This window comes from Streptomyces sp. NBC_01233 (assembly GCF_035989305.1).
GTDB lineage: Bacteria > Actinomycetota > Actinomycetes > Streptomycetales > Streptomycetaceae > Streptomyces.
In genome coordinates this window covers 5,647,989-5,663,227 of sequence record NZ_CP108514.1, presented here as the reverse complement: position 1 = coordinate 5,663,227, position 15,239 = coordinate 5,647,989, and the positions used below count along the sequence as shown (strand labels likewise).

11 protein-coding genes are annotated in these 15,239 nt (G+C 73.3%); 5 read left to right on the top strand and 6 right to left on the bottom strand.

Annotated elements, in window-relative coordinates:
- Positions 1–101 precede the first annotated feature (101 nt).
- Entirely contained in the window at positions 102–1,340 is a 1,239-nt protein-coding gene (locus tag OG332_RS27045) for a helix-turn-helix domain-containing protein (RefSeq protein ID WP_327415887.1), read from the top strand.
- Between the two features lie 85 nt (positions 1,341–1,425).
- On the opposite strand, the gene sucD is transcribed toward OG332_RS27045, so the two are convergent.
- The 5 genes from sucD to OG332_RS27020 all read right to left on the bottom strand — a co-directional run bounded on the left by sucD (position 1,426) and on the right by OG332_RS27020 (position 8,567).
- Positions 1,426–2,316 (bottom strand): succinate--CoA ligase subunit alpha, encoded by an 891-nt coding sequence (sucD, locus tag OG332_RS27040; RefSeq protein WP_327415886.1) that lies wholly within the window; start codon positions 2,314–2,316, stop codon positions 1,426–1,428.
- A 21-nt stretch (positions 2,317–2,337) separates the two neighbouring features.
- Entirely contained in the window at positions 2,338–3,516 is a 1,179-nt protein-coding gene (gene sucC / locus OG332_RS27035) for an ADP-forming succinate--CoA ligase subunit beta (protein ID WP_327415885.1), read from the bottom strand.
- Positions 3,517–3,818: 302 nt separating this feature from the next.
- On the bottom strand, positions 3,819–5,003 hold the full coding sequence (locus tag OG332_RS27030) for a VWA domain-containing protein (RefSeq protein ID WP_327415884.1): 1,185 nt from the start codon (positions 5,001–5,003) through the stop codon (positions 3,819–3,821).
- Positions 5,004–5,184: 181 nt separating this feature from the next.
- Positions 5,185–7,464 carry a DUF5682 family protein gene (locus OG332_RS27025; RefSeq protein WP_327415883.1) on the bottom strand — a complete coding sequence of 760 codons (2,280 nt, stop codon included), beginning with the start codon at positions 7,462–7,464 and terminating at the stop codon, positions 5,185–5,187.
- Positions 7,461–8,567, bottom strand: coding sequence for an ATP-binding protein (locus tag OG332_RS27020; protein ID WP_327415882.1), 1,107 nt, complete (start codon positions 8,565–8,567; stop codon positions 7,461–7,463). The genes OG332_RS27025 and OG332_RS27020 overlap by 4 nt, the downstream gene beginning before the upstream one ends.
- A gap of 134 nt (positions 8,568–8,701) precedes the next feature.
- On the opposite strand from OG332_RS27020, the gene OG332_RS27015 reads away from it, so the two are divergent.
- Both OG332_RS27015 and OG332_RS27010 read left to right on the top strand, forming a co-directional pair.
- Complete coding sequence (locus OG332_RS27015) at positions 8,702–10,045, top strand: SWIM zinc finger family protein (protein ID WP_327415881.1); 1,344 nt, start codon at positions 8,702–8,704, stop codon at positions 10,043–10,045.
- A gap of 292 nt (positions 10,046–10,337) precedes the next feature.
- Positions 10,338–11,924 (top strand): DUF5691 domain-containing protein, encoded by a 1,587-nt coding sequence (locus tag OG332_RS27010; protein ID WP_327415880.1) that lies wholly within the window; start codon positions 10,338–10,340, stop codon positions 11,922–11,924.
- Between the two features lie 137 nt (positions 11,925–12,061).
- On the opposite strand, the gene OG332_RS27005 is transcribed toward OG332_RS27010, so the two are convergent.
- A complete protein-coding gene (locus OG332_RS27005; protein WP_030710468.1) occupies positions 12,062–12,463 on the bottom strand; it encodes a cobalamin B12-binding domain-containing protein in 402 nt (133 codons plus the stop codon).
- A gap of 197 nt (positions 12,464–12,660) precedes the next feature.
- Between OG332_RS27005 and OG332_RS27000 the strand changes: the two genes are divergently transcribed.
- Together OG332_RS27000 and OG332_RS26995 are read left to right on the top strand one after the other, a co-directional pair.
- Positions 12,661–13,419: an esterase/lipase family protein gene (locus OG332_RS27000; protein WP_442816210.1), complete on the top strand. Its 759-nt coding sequence runs from the start codon at positions 12,661–12,663 to the stop codon at positions 13,417–13,419.
- A 220-nt stretch (positions 13,420–13,639) separates the two neighbouring features.
- Positions 13,640–15,166, top strand: a complete 1,527-nt coding sequence (locus OG332_RS26995; protein WP_327415878.1) for a M23 family metallopeptidase — start codon at positions 13,640–13,642, stop codon at positions 15,164–15,166.
- Positions 15,167–15,239 lie beyond the last annotated feature (73 nt).

Sequence of the window (15,239 nt, the reverse complement as noted above, 5' to 3'; positions counted from 1 at the left end):
ACACGCGCTATGGGCGGGTAACAGGCGAATGTCCGTTGTGTCGCCCAATATACGTTTATGTACTTTTTCGCCCAGGGCGGTCGGGTCGCGGGGAGTGTGGCATGACACGAAGCGTCGAGACGACCTCCTCATCGGCCTCGGAGCTGAGCCTGCCCGCCCCCGAGGAGCGGCGCAGGCTGCGCGAAGCGGCGGATCTGACGCACGAGCAGGTCGCGCAGGCGGTGGGCGTCACCGCGACGACGGTCCGCTCCTGGGAAACGGGCCGCACGGACCCCCGCGGCCGCAACCGCGAGGCGTACGCGGCGTTCCTGACCGCCCTGGTGGCACCAGCGACCGCCCCGGAGCAGGCCGACGCCACGTCAGACGGGCCTGCCGGTACGGCATCCGAGGCCGGGACGCCCCAAACGGCGCAGACGGCGCAGACGGCGCAGACGGCGCAGACGGCGCAGACGGCGCAGACGGCGACAGCGGACGCGCCCGCCGGGCCCGCCGAGGACTCCGCAGGGGTTCCGGCAGAAGGCCCGGCAAAGGGCCCGGCCGCGGACTTCGACGCCCTCTACGACCACGCGGCCCCCGCCCTGGCCCGGCAGACCTACCTGCTCACCGGCCGCCGGACCCTCGCCCTGAAGGCCGTGGAGCGCGCGTTCACCCGCGCCTGGGCCCGGTGGCCCGAGGTGGCCACCGACCCGGATCCGGTGGGCTGGGTGCGCGCGGTCGCGTACGACTACGCCCTCTCCCCCTGGCACCGGTTCCGGCGCGCCCACCGCCGGCAGGACGCGCGCCCCGCCGATCCCGCCGACCGCATCCTGCTCGACGCGGTGCTCGAGCTGCCCACGCGCCACCGCCGTACCGTCATGCTCTACGACGGCGTCGGCCTCGACCTGCCCGACACCGCCGCCGAGACCGAGGCCAGCACCCCCACCGCCGGCATCCGCCTCGTGCACGCGCACGCCGACCTCGCCGACCGGATCCCCGAGCTGGCCGAGGTACCGCCCGAGAAGCAGTCCGCGCTGCTGCGCGACCTGTTCACCGCGCTGCGGCCGGCCGCTCCGCTCGACCCGCGCCCGGCGGCGGCCGTACGGGGCGGCGGCGAGCGGCGCGTACGGCTGTGGAGCCGCGGGGCCCTCGGGCTGACCGCGGTGATCGCCACCGCGACCGGCTACACCGCGATGACCGCGGCCGACCACTACGAGCCGCCGCAGGCACCCGGCCAGAGCGTCTCCGGCGTGCCGCCGCTGAGCGGCCCCCAACAACTCACCGCGCGGAGCCGGCAGCTCCACGACAAGCTGCGCGCCGACCCGGAGGCCGGACCGGCCAGGATCGCCCCGAAGGGCGAATGAGAACGGGCGTGGCCCGCACCCACCGAGGGGTGCGGGCCACGCCCGCGCATCCGTACATCCGTACGTGCGTCCGTACGGGGACTGCTTACTGAGCGGCGTTCAGGATCTCGCGCGCCAGCTTCGCGGTCTCGGTCGGCGTCTTGCCGACCTTGACACCGGCGGCCTCGAGGGCTTCCTTCTTGGCCTGTGCGGTGCCGGAAGAACCCGAGACGATGGCGCCGGCGTGGCCCATGGTCTTGCCCTCGGGGGCGGTGAAGCCCGCGACGTAACCGACGACCGGCTTGGTGACGTTCTTCGCGATGAAGTCCGCCGCACGCTCCTCGGCGTCGCCGCCGATCTCGCCGATCATGACGATCAGCTCGGTCTCCGGGTCGGCCTCGAAGGCCTCCAGGGCGTCGATGTGCGTGGTGCCGATGACCGGGTCGCCACCGATGCCGACGGCGGAGGTGAAGCCGATGTCACGGAGCTCGTACATCATCTGGTAGGTCAGCGTGCCGGACTTGGACACGAGACCGATCTTGCCGGGCTTGGTGATGTCGCCCGGGATGATGCCGGCGTTGGACTGGCCGGGGGTGATCAGACCCGGGCAGTTCGGGCCGATGATCCGGGTCTTGTTGCCCTTGGCGGTCGCGTACGCCCAGAAGGCGGCGGAGTCGTGCACCGCGATGCCCTCGGTGATGACGACGGCCAGCGGGATCTCGGCGTCGATCGCCTCGACCACGGCGGCCTTGGCGAAGGCCGGCGGGACGAAGAGGACGGAGACGTTGGCGCCCGTCTTCTCCATCGCCTCGGCGACGGAGCCGAAGACCGGGACCTCGGTGCCGTCGAAGTCGACGGTGGTGCCGGCCTTGCGCGGGTTCACGCCGCCGACGATGTCGGTGCCGTCAGCCAGCATCAGCTTGGTGTGCTTCATGCCCGTGGCACCGGTCATGCCCTGGACGATGACCTTGCTGTCCTTGTTGAGGAAGATAGCCATGTGAGTCTGTGACCTCTGCCCTTACTTCGCAGCCGCGAGCTCGGCGGCCTTGTCGGCCGCGCCGTCCATGGTGTCCACGCGCTGCACCAGCGGGTGGTTGGCGTCCGAGAGGATCTTGCGACCCAGCTCGGCGTTGTTGCCGTCGAGACGGACGACGAGCGGCTTGGTGACCGCCTCGCCCTTCTCCTCCAGCAGGGCCAGCGCCTGGACGATGCCGTTGGCGACCTCGTCGCAGGCGGTGATGCCACCGAAGACGTTGACGAAGACGGACTTGACGTCCGGGTCGCCGAGGATGATCTCGAGACCGTTGGCCATGACGGCGGCGGAGGCGCCACCGCCGATGTCCAGGAAGTTGGCGGGCTTGACGCCACCGTGGTTCTCGCCGGCGTAGGCGACGACGTCGAGGGTGCTCATGACGAGACCCGCGCCGTTGCCGATGATGCCGACCTCACCGTCGAGCTTGACGTAGTTGAGGTTCTTCGCCTTGGCGGCGGCCTCGAGCGGGTTCGCGGCCGCGTGGTCCACGAACTCCTCGTGGCCCGGCTGGCGGAACTCGGCGTTCTCGTCGAGCGAGACCTTGCCGTCGAGCGCGATGACGTCGCCGTTGGCGACCTTCGCGAGCGGGTTGACCTCGACGAGGAGCGCGTCCTCGGCGATGAAGGTCAGCCACAGGGTCACGAGGACCTCGGCGACCTTCTCCGCGACCTCGGCCGGGAACTGCGCCAGCGCGACGATCTCGCGGGCCTTCTCGATGGTCACGCCCTCGTTGGCGTTCACCGGGACCTTGGCGAGCTTCTCCGGGGTCTCCTCGGCGACCTGCTCGATGTCCATGCCGCCCGCGACCGACGCCATGGCGAGGAAGGTGCGGTTGGTGCGGTCGAGGAGGTACGAGACGTAGTACTCCTCCAGGATCTCCGGAGCGGTCTCGGCGATCATCACCTTGTGGACCGTGTGGCCCTTGATGTCCATGCCGAGGATGTCCGTCGCCCGGGCGACGGCCTCGTCCGGGGTGGCGGCCAGCTTCACGCCGCCGGCCTTGCCGCGGCCGCCGACCTTCACCTGCGCCTTGACGACCGACTTGCCGCCCAGCCGCTCGGTGGCCTCGCGAGCCGCCTCAGGCGTGTCGATGACTTCACCGGCCAGCACCGGTACACCGTGCTTGGCGAAGAGGTCCCTCGCCTGGTACTCGAACAGGTCCACGCGCGTCCGTCCCTTGTCTTTTTAAAGATTCGCAGTGATTCGCGGTTGTCTGCTATCTGCGTGGGCGTGCCGCGGAGGGCAACGTGACGGCGCTGTCACAAGGAAGGCGCACACGGTGACCGTGGACGCGGCATGTCCGTCCCGCAGGTTATCCCCGCAGCCCGTAGGTCCCTAAATCGCAGATCACACCTGAGCGGTGATACCTGTCACAGATCGCCTCACGGTTGAACTGGAAGTTCGTGTGTTTCACCGATTCACACGACGGGCCGGCACGAGGCCGGGACGAGGCCGGAACCGGGCCGTCAGGGGGTCGGCAGGGGCCGCTTCTCCAGGGCCGCGGCCATGACCTCCGGGAACAGGTCGGGGGTGCAGGCGAAGGCCGGCGCGCCGAGCGCGGCAAGGGCGGCGGCGTGCTCCCGGTCGTAGGCCGGGGCGCCCTCGTCGGACAGCGCCAGCAGGGTCACGAACTCGACCCCGGCCCCCTTCATCGCCGCGACCCGCTTCAGCATCTCGTTGCGGATGCCGCCCTCGTAGAGATCACTGATCAGGACGACGACGGTGTCGGCGGGCCGGGTGATCTTCGACTGGCAGTAGGCGAGGGCGCGGTTGATGTCGGTGCCGCCACCCAGTTGGGTGCCGAAGAGGACGTCGACCGGGTCGTCGAGCTGATCGGTGAGGTCCACGACGGCGGTGTCGAAGACGACGAGCCGGGTCGCGATCGAGCGCATCGAGGCCAGCACCGCGCCGAAGACGGAGGCGTAGACGACGGAGGCCGCCATCGAACCCGACTGGTCGATGCAGAGGATCACCTCCTTCTTCACCGATTGCGCCGCCCGGCCGTATCCGATCAGCCGCTCGGGGACGACGGTCCGGTACTCGGGCAGGTAGTTCTTGAGGTTGGCCCGGATCGTGCGGTCCCAGTCGATGTCGTGGTGGCGGGGGCGGCTGATCCGCGCGGACCGGTCGAGGGCGCCGGTCAGCGTCGCCCGGGTCCGCGCCGCGAGCTTCTTCTCCAGCTGCTCGACCACCTTGCGGACCACGGCCCGCGCCGTCTCCTTCGTCGTCTCGGGCATCGCCTTGTTCAGCGACAGCAGCGTGCCCACGAGGTGCACATCCGGCTCGACGGCCTCCAGCATCTCCGGTTCCAGCAGCAGCGTGGACAGACCGAGCCGCTCGATCGCGTCGCGCTGCATCACCTGGACCACCGAGCTGGGGAAGTAGGTGCGGATGTCCCCGAGCCAGCGCGCCACGTTCGGCGCGGACCCGCCGAGCCCCGCCGACCGCGCCCCCGATCCCTTTCGCGGCCCCCCGTCGCCCCCGTACAGCGCGCCGAGCGCGGCATCCATCGCCGCATCCCGCCCGCCCAGCGCACACCCGGTCCCATCGGCCTCACCCCCGCCCAGCACCATCCGCCACCGCCGCAACCGCTCCCCTGCGGCCCCGTCCGCGATGTCCCGCACTCCCGCGTCCCCATCCACACCGTTCATCCGCCTGTCCCCCTCCACTCGTCGTTTCCACGGTCCCCGCCACCACTTCCAGCCCGGCGACCACTTCCAGCCCGGCAACCTCTGCGAGCCCCGCCGCACACTCCAGCCCCGCCGGCGTTTGAGGCGCGGGCACCGGGGCGGAGCCCCGGCAACGCGCCGGACCCGCCCCCAAGGCTCCGCCTCAGGCCGCCGCAACCCCGCCGGGAGCCGAAAGCAGCAGGCGCACCAGCTCCACCACCGCATCCGCCCGCTCCACATCCAGCTCCGCCGCGAAGCCCTCCGGCGCCGAGCCCGGCCCGGCAGCCACCACCCCGCCCGGCCAGCGCCGCACCAACTCGCCCAGGCTCCGCTTCACCCCCGACTCGTACGCCCCGAAGGTCCTCCGAAGCAGCGGGAGTACGTCGGTGAAGGCCCGCTCCGGCACCCCCACCAGCCAGGCGTCTATGAGCCCCAGCAGCCGGTCGTCGTGGACCAGCAGCGTGCCCCCGCCCGAACTCCCGCCCGCGAAGCCCTCGATCCAGCCCGCCGCGTCGGCCGGGGAGGCCGCCGGGGACAGCGCGAGCCCCATCAGCCGCGCCGTCTCCCCGGACGGCAGCCGCCCGTCGTCGAGGAGCAGCCTGGCCGCCCGGCCTCGGATGACGCCCGGCACGGTGTCCCGGCCGGCCAGCGTCCGCAGCACCGCGGACCAGCGCTCCCGCAGCCCCTCGTCGGCGTCGGCCAGCAGCGCCACCGCCCCGTGCACCCCGTCCACGTGGCCCCGCAGCTCCGCCGCCGCATCGGCGTCCAGACCGGCCGCGCAGGCCGGCGGCAGCGCCACGCATATCCGCTCGGCGAGCCCGGCCGCCACCACGGCGAGCGCTGTCGCGTCGGTTCCGCGCACGTCCCCGTACCGCAGCGAACGGGCCAGCGCGGGGAGGGCCTTGGCGAGGCGCGCCACGTCGGTGTCCAGAGCGGCCCGGTCCGCGAGGGCCCGCAGTACGGCGGGCAGCGCCTGCGACAGCCCGGCCAGCAGGCACCGCTCGGCGAGCGCCGTCACCTCGCCCAGCTCCTCGGCTCCGGCCGCGTCGGCCTCGGCCTTGGCGGTGGCCGCCGCGAGGACCGTGGTGCCCCAGATCCCGGCCTCGGCGACCCGCACCGACAGTTCGGGCTCCCACCGCAGCCGCCAGGTCTCCCGGAAGGTCCCGGTGCTGCCGCGGGAGGCGGTCGGGGTGCCCCATCCGATGCCGAGCAGCCGCAGCCGGTGCAGCAGCAGGGATTTCGCCGCGTCGGTGTCCTTGCGCAGGTCGAGTTCCAGCTCGCGGTCCTGCGCCTCGGCCTTGAGCCGCAGCGAGCGCTGCTGCCGCGTCAGGTCCCGCTGGAGCGGTACGACGGGCGCCGCGTCCGGGACCTCACCGAGCACGTCGCCGACCACCAGGCGGTCCTCGATCAGCGCGAGCGGTATGTCGGAGCCGTCGCACATCACCGCCCGGACCGCTTCGAGGGTCTCCGTCAGGCCGGGCAGCGGCCGTCCCCGCATCGCGGCCAGGGTCTCGGCCAGCCGGACCGCCTCGATGACGTGCGCCGAGGAGACCTGCCGGTCCTCCGCGCGCAGCAGGCCGGCGACCTTGGTCAGCCACCGCTCGACGGGCCGGTCCCGGGCCTCGAATAGGTGGGCGTACCAGCCGGGCGAGGTGATCCCCGCGCCGTACCCGCCGGCCCGGGCGAGCCGGCGGTGGGTCCACGGCACCCAGGTGGTCTCCACCTTGACCTTCGGCAGGCCGCTCAGCAGTGCCTTGTCCGCGGCCACGGTGGTCTTCGCCCGCAGCGCCGGCACGTGCCAGGCCCCGCACACCACGGCGTACGCGTCGCCGAACTCCCGGCGGGCGGACCGCATCCGCTGCCGCATGTACGCCTCGCGCACGAGGTCGCGCGGCTGGCCGCCGTCGCCATACGCCTCGCGCAGGGCCCCCATGGCCTCCCCGAGCGCCTCGAACGCGCCGAGCACCTCCTCCGGCCCGCCCCCGGTGCCCCGGTGCTCGACCACGTCCTCCCACCAGCGCTCGGGGTCGTCGTACCCGGCGGTCTCGGCCAGCACCGCGAGGGGGTCCACCCTGACCGCGTCGGGCTCGCCGTGGCCCGCGCCCGGCTCGGCGGCCAGCGCGTGCGCGGCCGGCAGGTCCATGAACCGCACCGGTACGCCGGCCTGCTGCGCCCAGCGGATCGCCACCCACTCCGGGGAGAAGTCGGCCAGCGGCCAGAACGCCGCCCGGCCGGGGTCGTCCGCGGCGTGCGCGAGCAGCGCCACGGGCGGCCGCATCCCGGGATCGGCGGCCAGCTCCAGCAGCCCGTCCCCCTCGGGCGGCCCCTCGATCAGCACGGCCGCCGGCCGGGCCGCGTCCAGCGCGGCCCGCACCGCGCGGGCCGAGCCGGGCCCGTGGTGCCGCACCCCCAGCAGCAGCGGGCCCTGCGGGCTCGGGCTCATGCCGTCACCTCCCGGCAGGCCCGGTAGAAGTCCTTCCAGCCCTCGCGCTCGCGGACCACGGCCTCCAGGTACTCCTGCCAGACCACCTTGTCGGCGGCCGGGTCGCGGACCACGGCGCCGAGGATCCCGGCGGCCACGTCGGAGGGGCGCAGCACGCCGTCCCCGAAGTGGGCGGCCAGGGCCAGGCCGCCGGTGACGACGGAGATGGCCTCGGCGGTGGACAGGGTGCCGCTGGGCGACTTGACCTTCGTACGGCCGTCGTCGGTGACCCCGTCGCGCAGCTCGCGGAAGACGGTGACGACGCGGCGGATCTCCTCCAGGCCTTCGGGCGCGGCCGGCAGGTCGAGGGCGCGGCCCATCTGGTCGACCCGGCGGGCGACGATGTCGACCTCGGCGTCGGCGCTGGCGGGCAGCGGCAGCACGACGGTGTTGAAGCGGCGGCGCAGCGCGCTGGAGAGCTCGTTGACCCCGCGGTCGCGGTCGTTGGCGGTGGCGATGAGGTTGAAGCCGCGCACGGCCTGTACCTCTTCGCCGAGCTCCGGTATCGGCAGCGTCTTCTCGGACAGGACGGTGATGAGGGTGTCCTGGACGTCGGCGGGGATGCGGGTGAGCTCCTCGACGCGGGCGGTCATGCCCTCGGCCATGGCCCGCATGACGGGGCTGGGGACGAGGGCCTCGCGGCTGGGGCCGTGGGCGAGGAGCCGGGCGTAGTTCCAGCCGTACCGGATGGCTTCCTCGGGGGTGCCGGCGGTGCCCTGGACGAGGAGGGTGGAGTCTCCGCTGACGGCGGCGGCGAGGTGTTCGGACACCCAGGTCTTGGCGGTGCCGGGGACGCCGAGCAGGAGCAGTGCGCGGTCGGTGGCCAGGGTCGTGACCGCGACTTCGACGATGCGGCGCGGGCCCACGTACTTGGGCGTGATGACCGTGCCGTCGTCGAGCGTGCCGCCCTGCAGGTACGTGGCGACGGCCCACGGGGAGAGCTTCCAGCGGGCCGGGCGGGGCCGGTCGTCGGCGGCCGCGAGGGCTTTCAGTTCGTGTGCGAAGGCGTCTTCGGCGTGCGGTCGCAGCGCTTCGGCCGGGCGTTCGTTCTCGGGCGTGGTCATGGTCCCCCTCCAAGGCTCGGCAGCCGCTTCCGACTGCTGGATCCAAGGTGCACCACGCCACTGACAACGGGCCCTGTTCGCAGTGTTGTTGCAGGTCAGAGCGATTGTCAGTGGGGGTCTCTACGGTGGGACACATGACTGAGCAGGGGGTCCGCTGGACAGCGGAACAGGTACTGGCTCTGGCTCCTGACGACGCCTCACGCAAAGCGGGGAGCAGACTCGGCGGGGCGGGTCCGTGGTCGCAGATCGGAGGTTCCGCTTCCGGTTCTGTATGGGGGTTGTGCAAGGGCAGCGGCAGCAAGCCCTACCGGACGGTCGTCGACCTGGCCGGACCGGCGTACAAGTGCTCTTGTCCGAGCCGGAAGTTCCCGTGCAAGCACGCGCTGGGACTGCTGCTGCTCTGGTCCGCCGAGGGGGTCGGCGAGCCGGGCGAGGCACCGGACTGGGCCGCGCAGTGGCTGGCGGACCGGGCGGCGAAGGCCGCGCGTCCGGCCGCCGGGGCGGGCGCTCCGGTGGACGAGGAAGGGGCGCGCAAGCGGGCCGAGCGGCGGGCGGCCCGCGTCGGCGCGGGCGTCACCGAGCTGGAGCAGCGGCTGGCCGACCTGCTGCGCGGCGGCCTCGCGGGCCAGGAGCAGGCCGGTTACGCAGGGTGGGAGGAGACCGCCGCCCGGATGGTCGACGCACAGGCGCCCGGACTGGCGGGACGGGTAAGGGAGTTGGGGACGATACCCAGTTGCGGCCCGGGCTGGCCCGCCCGGATGCTGGAGGAGGCGGCGCTGCTGCACCTGCTGGACCGGGCCTGGCTGGGGGTGGCCGGGCTGCCGGAACAGCTGGCGGCGACGGTGCGCAGCCGGGTGGGACTGCCGGCTTCCGGGGAGGGGGAGGCCGTACGGGACCGCTGGCTGGTACTGGCCCAGTACGACTCGGTTTCACCGGACGGCCGGCTCACCACCCGCCGGATATGGCTGCGCGGACTGCAGGGCGGACGGCCCGCCCTGGTACTGGACTTCGGGCCGCCCGGGCGGCCGCCGGGCCTGTCGCTGCCGGTCGGGCTGGTGCTGGAGGCGGAGGTCCGCTTCCGGCCCGGATCGGCGGGGCTGCGGGCGGACCTCGGGGAGCGGATCTCGGCGGCCGTTCCGTGCGCCGGGGTTCCGTCCGGGGTGAGCACGGGGGCGGCACTGGAGGCGTACGGAGCGGCGCTGCGGGAGGACCCGTGGCTGGAGTCCTGGCCGGTGGTGCTCGGCCCGGTGGTTCCGATACCGGGAGAGCTCGGCTGGCAGCTGGCGGACGCGGAGGGCACCGGTGCCCTCCCGGTTCCCCTCACGGGGTCCGGCAGCCGTTCCCGCTCGGGCCTGTGGCAGCTGGCCGCGTTGTCGGGAGGGGGGCCGGTGACGGTGTTCGGCGAGTGCGGCCACCGCGGCTTCACCCCGCTGACGGCCTGGCAGCCGGACTCGCCCGAGCCGGTCGCCCTGTCCTGAGCGCGGCCGGAACACCTCACACATCGCAGGGGGCCTGGGGGGACGTATGCCGTCACACAGGGGCGGCGGGGAGGGAACGCGTGGGCGCCGGGGGGCGCCGCACGCGGCACGACGAGGTTGCGGCGGCGCGGGGGCGCCGGCGCTGTGACGACGAGAAGCCGGGGGGCTTGCATGAACGACAACCACGCCAGTTGAGCGCAGTGGCACGGACGCACGACTGCTCCGGTCCCGTGGAGGGGGCGGGACCGGAGCGCAGGACGCGAAGAAGGACGAGCGGCGAGGGAGGGGCCCGATGAGCAAGGGTGACGAGGGGTACGGGAAGTGGGAGGAGCTGGTAGGCGCCGCGCTGCTGGGCACCGACCGGCGCAGGGGCGGGGGCCCGGCCGGCTCGCCGGAGGCGCTGCTGGACGCGGCGGCCGTGCACACCGTACGGCGCCGGGCCGGGCTGCGGCCTGCCGCGGCGGGCCCGCGCCCGGAGCCCGCACCCCGGGATCCGCGCCCGGCGCCACCGGAGGAGGCCCGCCGGCGGCTCTCCCAGCTGCTGGCCGGCCGGACCGGCGCGGGCAGCGGCAGCGGACGGCGCGGGGCCGCCCCGGACCTGACGGAGCTGCTGCCCCAGTGGCTGGCCGCGGCCGCCCGGCACGGCTACCGCGCGCCGGCCGCCCTCGTACCGGCGCTGCTGGATGCGGCCCGGGCCCGTACCGACCTGCGACCGCAGGCGCTTGCCCTCGCCGGGACCCGGGGGCTGTGGCTGGCCCGGCTGAATCCGGACTGGCGGTTCGCCCTGCGCGGCGGGGCGGGCGGTGCCCGGGAGCTGCCCGACGTGACGGACCCGGCCGGGGTCGAACGGCTGTGGCAGGAGGGACTTTTCGCGGAGCGGGTGGCGCTGCTCGGCGCCGTACGGGCGCACGAGGCGGCGGCCGCGCCGCGGCTGCTGGCGACGACCTGGGCCACCGAACGGGCCGAGGACCGGCTGATGTTCCTCGATTCGCTGCGGGTGGGGCTGTCGGAGGGGGACGAGCCCTTCCTGGAGGCGGCGCTGGGAGACCGCAGCCGCAATGTCCGTGCCACGGCAGCCGAACTGCTGTCGGCACTGCCGCGATCGGCGCTGGCCGGCCGGATGGCCGAGCGCGCCCTGGCCTGCGTGGGCCCGGAGGGGGTGACCCCGCCGGCCGAGTGCGATGCGGGGATGCTCCGCGACGGGGTGGTCAAGCGGCCGCCCGCCGGACGCGGGGAGCGGGCCTGGTGGCTCGGCCAGATCGTGGAGGCGGCGCCGCTGTCGTGCTGGCCGGAGCGGTTCGGCGGGCTCGGCCCCGCAGAGATCGTGGCGCTTCCGGTGGCCGAGGGCGAGGGCTGGACCGAGGAACTGCACGCGGCGTGGTGCCGGGCGGCGGTGCGTCAGGGCGACGCGCCGTGGTCGCGGGCCCTGCTCGGCCCGCCGTCCGCATCGCCCGCGGCGGGGCCGGGCACGGCGTCGCTCGCGGAGCGGGCCAAGCTGCTGGAGACCCTGCCGGATGCGGAGCGGGCGGAATGGGTCGCCGAATTCATACGGGCCCACGGGCTGTCGGAGGCGTTCCAGCTGCTCGGGGTGTGCGTCGTCCCGTGGGCGGGGGCGCTGGGCCGGGCAGTGGTGGACGCGCTGGACATGGCCCGTGAGGCCGGCAGCTACCCGTGGAGCTTCAGCGGGGTGATGGGCCTGGCCGAGCGCTGCCTCGATCCTGCGGAGGCCGGCCGGCTGGAGGCCCTGACCGCGGCCACGGAGGAGCCGCCGGACGCGGCTCCCGGCGCCGCCGCGTACTGGGCCGAGGCCTTTCAGCGGCTGGTGGCCACGCTTCGGCTGCGCGCGGCCATGCTTTCGGAGCTGGCGCCGGCCGCCTGATCCATCCCGGGGGGCTCGGCGGGTCCGGCCCGGCTCAAGGGCCTGGGGCTCCGCCCCAGACCCTCCCCCAGACTCCGTCCGGGGGGACCCCCACGCCTCAGACGCCGGCGAGGCTGAGATACACGCCGGCGGGGCCGTCAGGTTCGGACGTTCGCCCTGACCCAGTCCACGATGGACGTCGTCGTCGCGCCCGGGGTGAAGATCTCGGCCACGCCCTTCTCCTTGAGCGGGGCGATGTCGTCCTCCGGGATGATGCCGCCGCCGAAGACCTTGATGTCCTCCGCGTCCCGCTCCTTGAGGAGTTCCAGCACGCGCGCGAAGAGCGTGTTGTGGGCGCCGGAGAGGATCGAGAGGCCGATCGCGTCGGCGTCCTCCTGGATGGCGGTGTCCACGATCTGCTCGGGGGTCTGGTGGAGGCCGGTGTAGATGACCTCCATGCCCGCGTCCCGCAGCGCCCGCGCGATCACCTTGGCCCCGCGGTCGTGGCCGTCGAGACCCGGCTTGGCCACCACCACACGGATCGGACCGGTCACACCCATCGCACTGCCTCCCGAGTGAACGAACGTTAAGTACAGCATCGCGCACGCCGCCGTTTCGCGGTCAACCACGAGGGGGAAATCACACGTGGGACGGCATTGCGCCACCGCGCCGACAGCCGCACGGCACGGTGGCGCAAGAGCCGCGGTCCCAAGAGGCTCAGGGGAGGCCGTCCATGGGGCTGTGCATACCCGTGTCCATGCCCTTGTCCGGCGCCGCGCTGCGGGCCGGTGCGCTCGAGGTGGTGGTGCTCGGCGGGCACCTCCTCCTCTATCCGACCGGAGTGTGCCAGGAAAAGGTCGCCCCAGGCGCGCCCGCGACACGCCCGCCCGTCCTCCTCCTCCACGGATTCACCGACAACCGGTCCGTCTTCGTGCTCCTGCGCCGGGCCCTCGGGGCGGGCGGCCTGCGGCACGTGGAGGCGTACAACTACTCGCCCTTCACCCTCGACCTGCGCGTCACCGCCCGCCATCTCGCCCGGCGTGTCGAGGAGCTGTGCGAGCGCACCGGGCAGGACCGGGTGGACCTGGTCGGGCACAGCCTCGGCGGCCTGGTCGGCCGGTACTACATCCAGCGCCTCGGCGGTGACACCCGCGTCCGGACCCTCGTCACCCTCGGCACCCCGCATTCCGGCACGCGGGTCGCGCCCTTCATGGACGCGCACCCGCTGGTGCGGCAGATGCGCCCGGACTCCGAGGTGCTGGTCGAACTGGCCGCGCCCGCACCCGGCTGCGCCACCCGCTGCGTGGCGTTCTGGAGCGAGTTCGACGCGCTGATGACTCCGGTCGGGACGGCGCGGATCGAGCACCCGGATCTGTGTGTGGAAAATGTGCAGGTCACCGGTATAGGGCATCTTGCGTTGCCCGCGCATCCCGCCGTGATCGCCGCGGTCCGGCGCGCCCTCGACGGGCCCGGCCTGGCGGCCGTCACGGGCTCGGAGGCCGCGTCCGTCGCCTAGCCGCTGAGCGACCTCCAGTCGAACGAATTTCGAACTCAAGGCCAAGGGTGCGTCTTTCGGCGACCGAAAGGCGGTCGAATGCCCGGTTCCGGCAATCTGGGGACCCGGCGAAGATTGTCGTGGCGAGTAACCGGCGGGTACAGTCACGCCACTGCTCTCCTCCGGTGAACCACGAGTTCCCGGCCACCCAGGCCCCACTGCCGAGGCGAAAGAGAAGTTGGTGAACGACCGCCCCTCGTCGGGCCAGTACCCGGATCCCGGGTATGACGGCCTTACCACCACCACTTTCGCTGGTGACTCGACCTATGTTTCCTATGAAACGCAGGGCCAGGGGGTCAACTACGCCGCCTACGGCTCCTACGAGACCGGCGCGCACGACACCACCGCATGGACCTCGCAGGACCCTTACCTGTCCACGATCCCGACCCAGGCCGCACCCGAGGACTCCACCGGGGCCTGGGACGCGAGCGCCTGGAACACGCCGGGCGCGGACTACTCCGGCTACACCGCGTACCAGCCGGCCTCCTTCGGCTACGACGCCTCCGGCGAGCAGACCGGGCACTGGGCGATGCCGGGCTACGGCACCACCGGTACCGAGACCGGCGCCTACGACGCCACCGCCTGGAACACCGTCGCCGAGACCCCGGCGCAGCCCGAGGCCGCGTACGGATACGAGTACGAGTACCAGCCCGCGCAGCAGCAGGAGCAGCCGGAGCAGCCGTACGCGTACGGGACGACCTCCGTCGGCTACGACGCCGGGATCCAGACCGGGACCGACGCGTACGCCGCCACGTACAGCGAGACCGCGGTCTTCGAGGTGCTCTCCGACGCGAGCCCCGAGGCTCCGGAGGCTCCCCTGGAGCCCGAGGTCCACGAGCTGCCCGAGGTCCACGAACTCCACGCCGCGCACGAGGTCCACGACCTTCCCACGCAGGCCATGCCCGTGACCTCCGCTCCGCGCTCCGCGCGCCGGACCGCCGCCAAGGGCAACGCCAAGGCGGGCAGCAGCCGTCGCCGCACCCCGGCGAAGCGTTCCGCCCTGCTGACCGTGGCCGTTCCCTCCGCCTGCGTGATGGGCGTCGCGGGCGTGGCGGCCGCCTCCGTCGGCGGGCTCACCGATACGGACAAGCCCGCCCAGGACACCACCACGATGGCCGCGCCCGACCCGGCCTCGGTGAAGCCGGTCGCGGCGAACACCAAGCTCGACACCCAACTGGTCGCGCTCAGCGCCGACGCGGGCGATTTCGCGGACCGCGCGAGCCGCACGCAGGAGCGCATCGACCTGCGCGAACGCCAGGAAGAGGAAAAGAAGAAGAAGGCGGAGGAGGCCGCGGCCAAGGAGGCCGCCCGCCCCAAGTTCGCCATCCCCGTCACGCAGCAGGGCCTCAGCGCCAACTTCGGCCAGGCCGGCGGCATGTGGATGTCCGTGCACACCGGCATCGACTTCCCGGTCTCCTACGGAACCCCGGTCATGGCCGCCACCGACGGCACCGTGCGCACGCAGTACAACAGCGCCTACGGGAACATGGCGATAGTGACCGCGCCCGACGGCACCGAGACCTGGTACTGCCACCTCAGCTCCACCAAGATCCGCGGTGGCAAGGTCAAGGCGGGCGACGTCATCGCCTACTCGGGCAACTCCGGCAACTCCACCGGCCCGCACCTCCACTTCGAGGTCCGTCCCGGCGGCGGTTCCGCGATCGACCCGCTGGCGTGGCTCCGCATGCACGGCCTGGACCCGACGTAACCAGCTGACGGGGCCCGGCCGGACGGCCGAGCCCTACCACTCCACCGGCCACCACCTCGCCGGGCCACCACCC

What these genes read in the sequence shown, in the direction of transcription:
- OG332_RS27045 (WP_327415887.1), top strand. Translation starts at nt 102, where the DNA reads ATGACACGAAGCGTCGAGACGACCTCCTCATCGGCCTCGGAGCTGAGC.
- sucD (WP_327415886.1), bottom strand. Translation starts at nt 2,316, where the DNA reads ATGGCTATCTTCCTCAACAAGGACAGCAAGGTCATCGTCCAGGGCATG.
- OG332_RS27030 (WP_327415884.1), bottom strand. Translation starts at nt 5,003, where the DNA reads ATGAACGGTGTGGATGGGGACGCGGGAGTGCGGGACATCGCGGACGGG.
- OG332_RS27025 (WP_327415883.1), bottom strand. Translation starts at nt 7,464, where the DNA reads ATGAGCCCGAGCCCGCAGGGCCCGCTGCTGCTGGGGGTGCGGCACCAC.
- OG332_RS27020 (WP_327415882.1), bottom strand. Translation starts at nt 8,567, where the DNA reads ATGACCACGCCCGAGAACGAACGCCCGGCCGAAGCGCTGCGACCGCAC.
- OG332_RS27015 (WP_327415881.1), top strand. Translation starts at nt 8,702, where the DNA reads ATGACTGAGCAGGGGGTCCGCTGGACAGCGGAACAGGTACTGGCTCTG.
- OG332_RS27010 (WP_327415880.1), top strand. Translation starts at nt 10,338, where the DNA reads ATGAGCAAGGGTGACGAGGGGTACGGGAAGTGGGAGGAGCTGGTAGGC.
- OG332_RS27005 (WP_030710468.1), bottom strand. Translation starts at nt 12,463, where the DNA reads ATGGGTGTGACCGGTCCGATCCGTGTGGTGGTGGCCAAGCCGGGTCTC.
- OG332_RS27000 (WP_442816210.1), top strand. Translation starts at nt 12,661, where the DNA reads ATGCCCTTGTCCGGCGCCGCGCTGCGGGCCGGTGCGCTCGAGGTGGTG.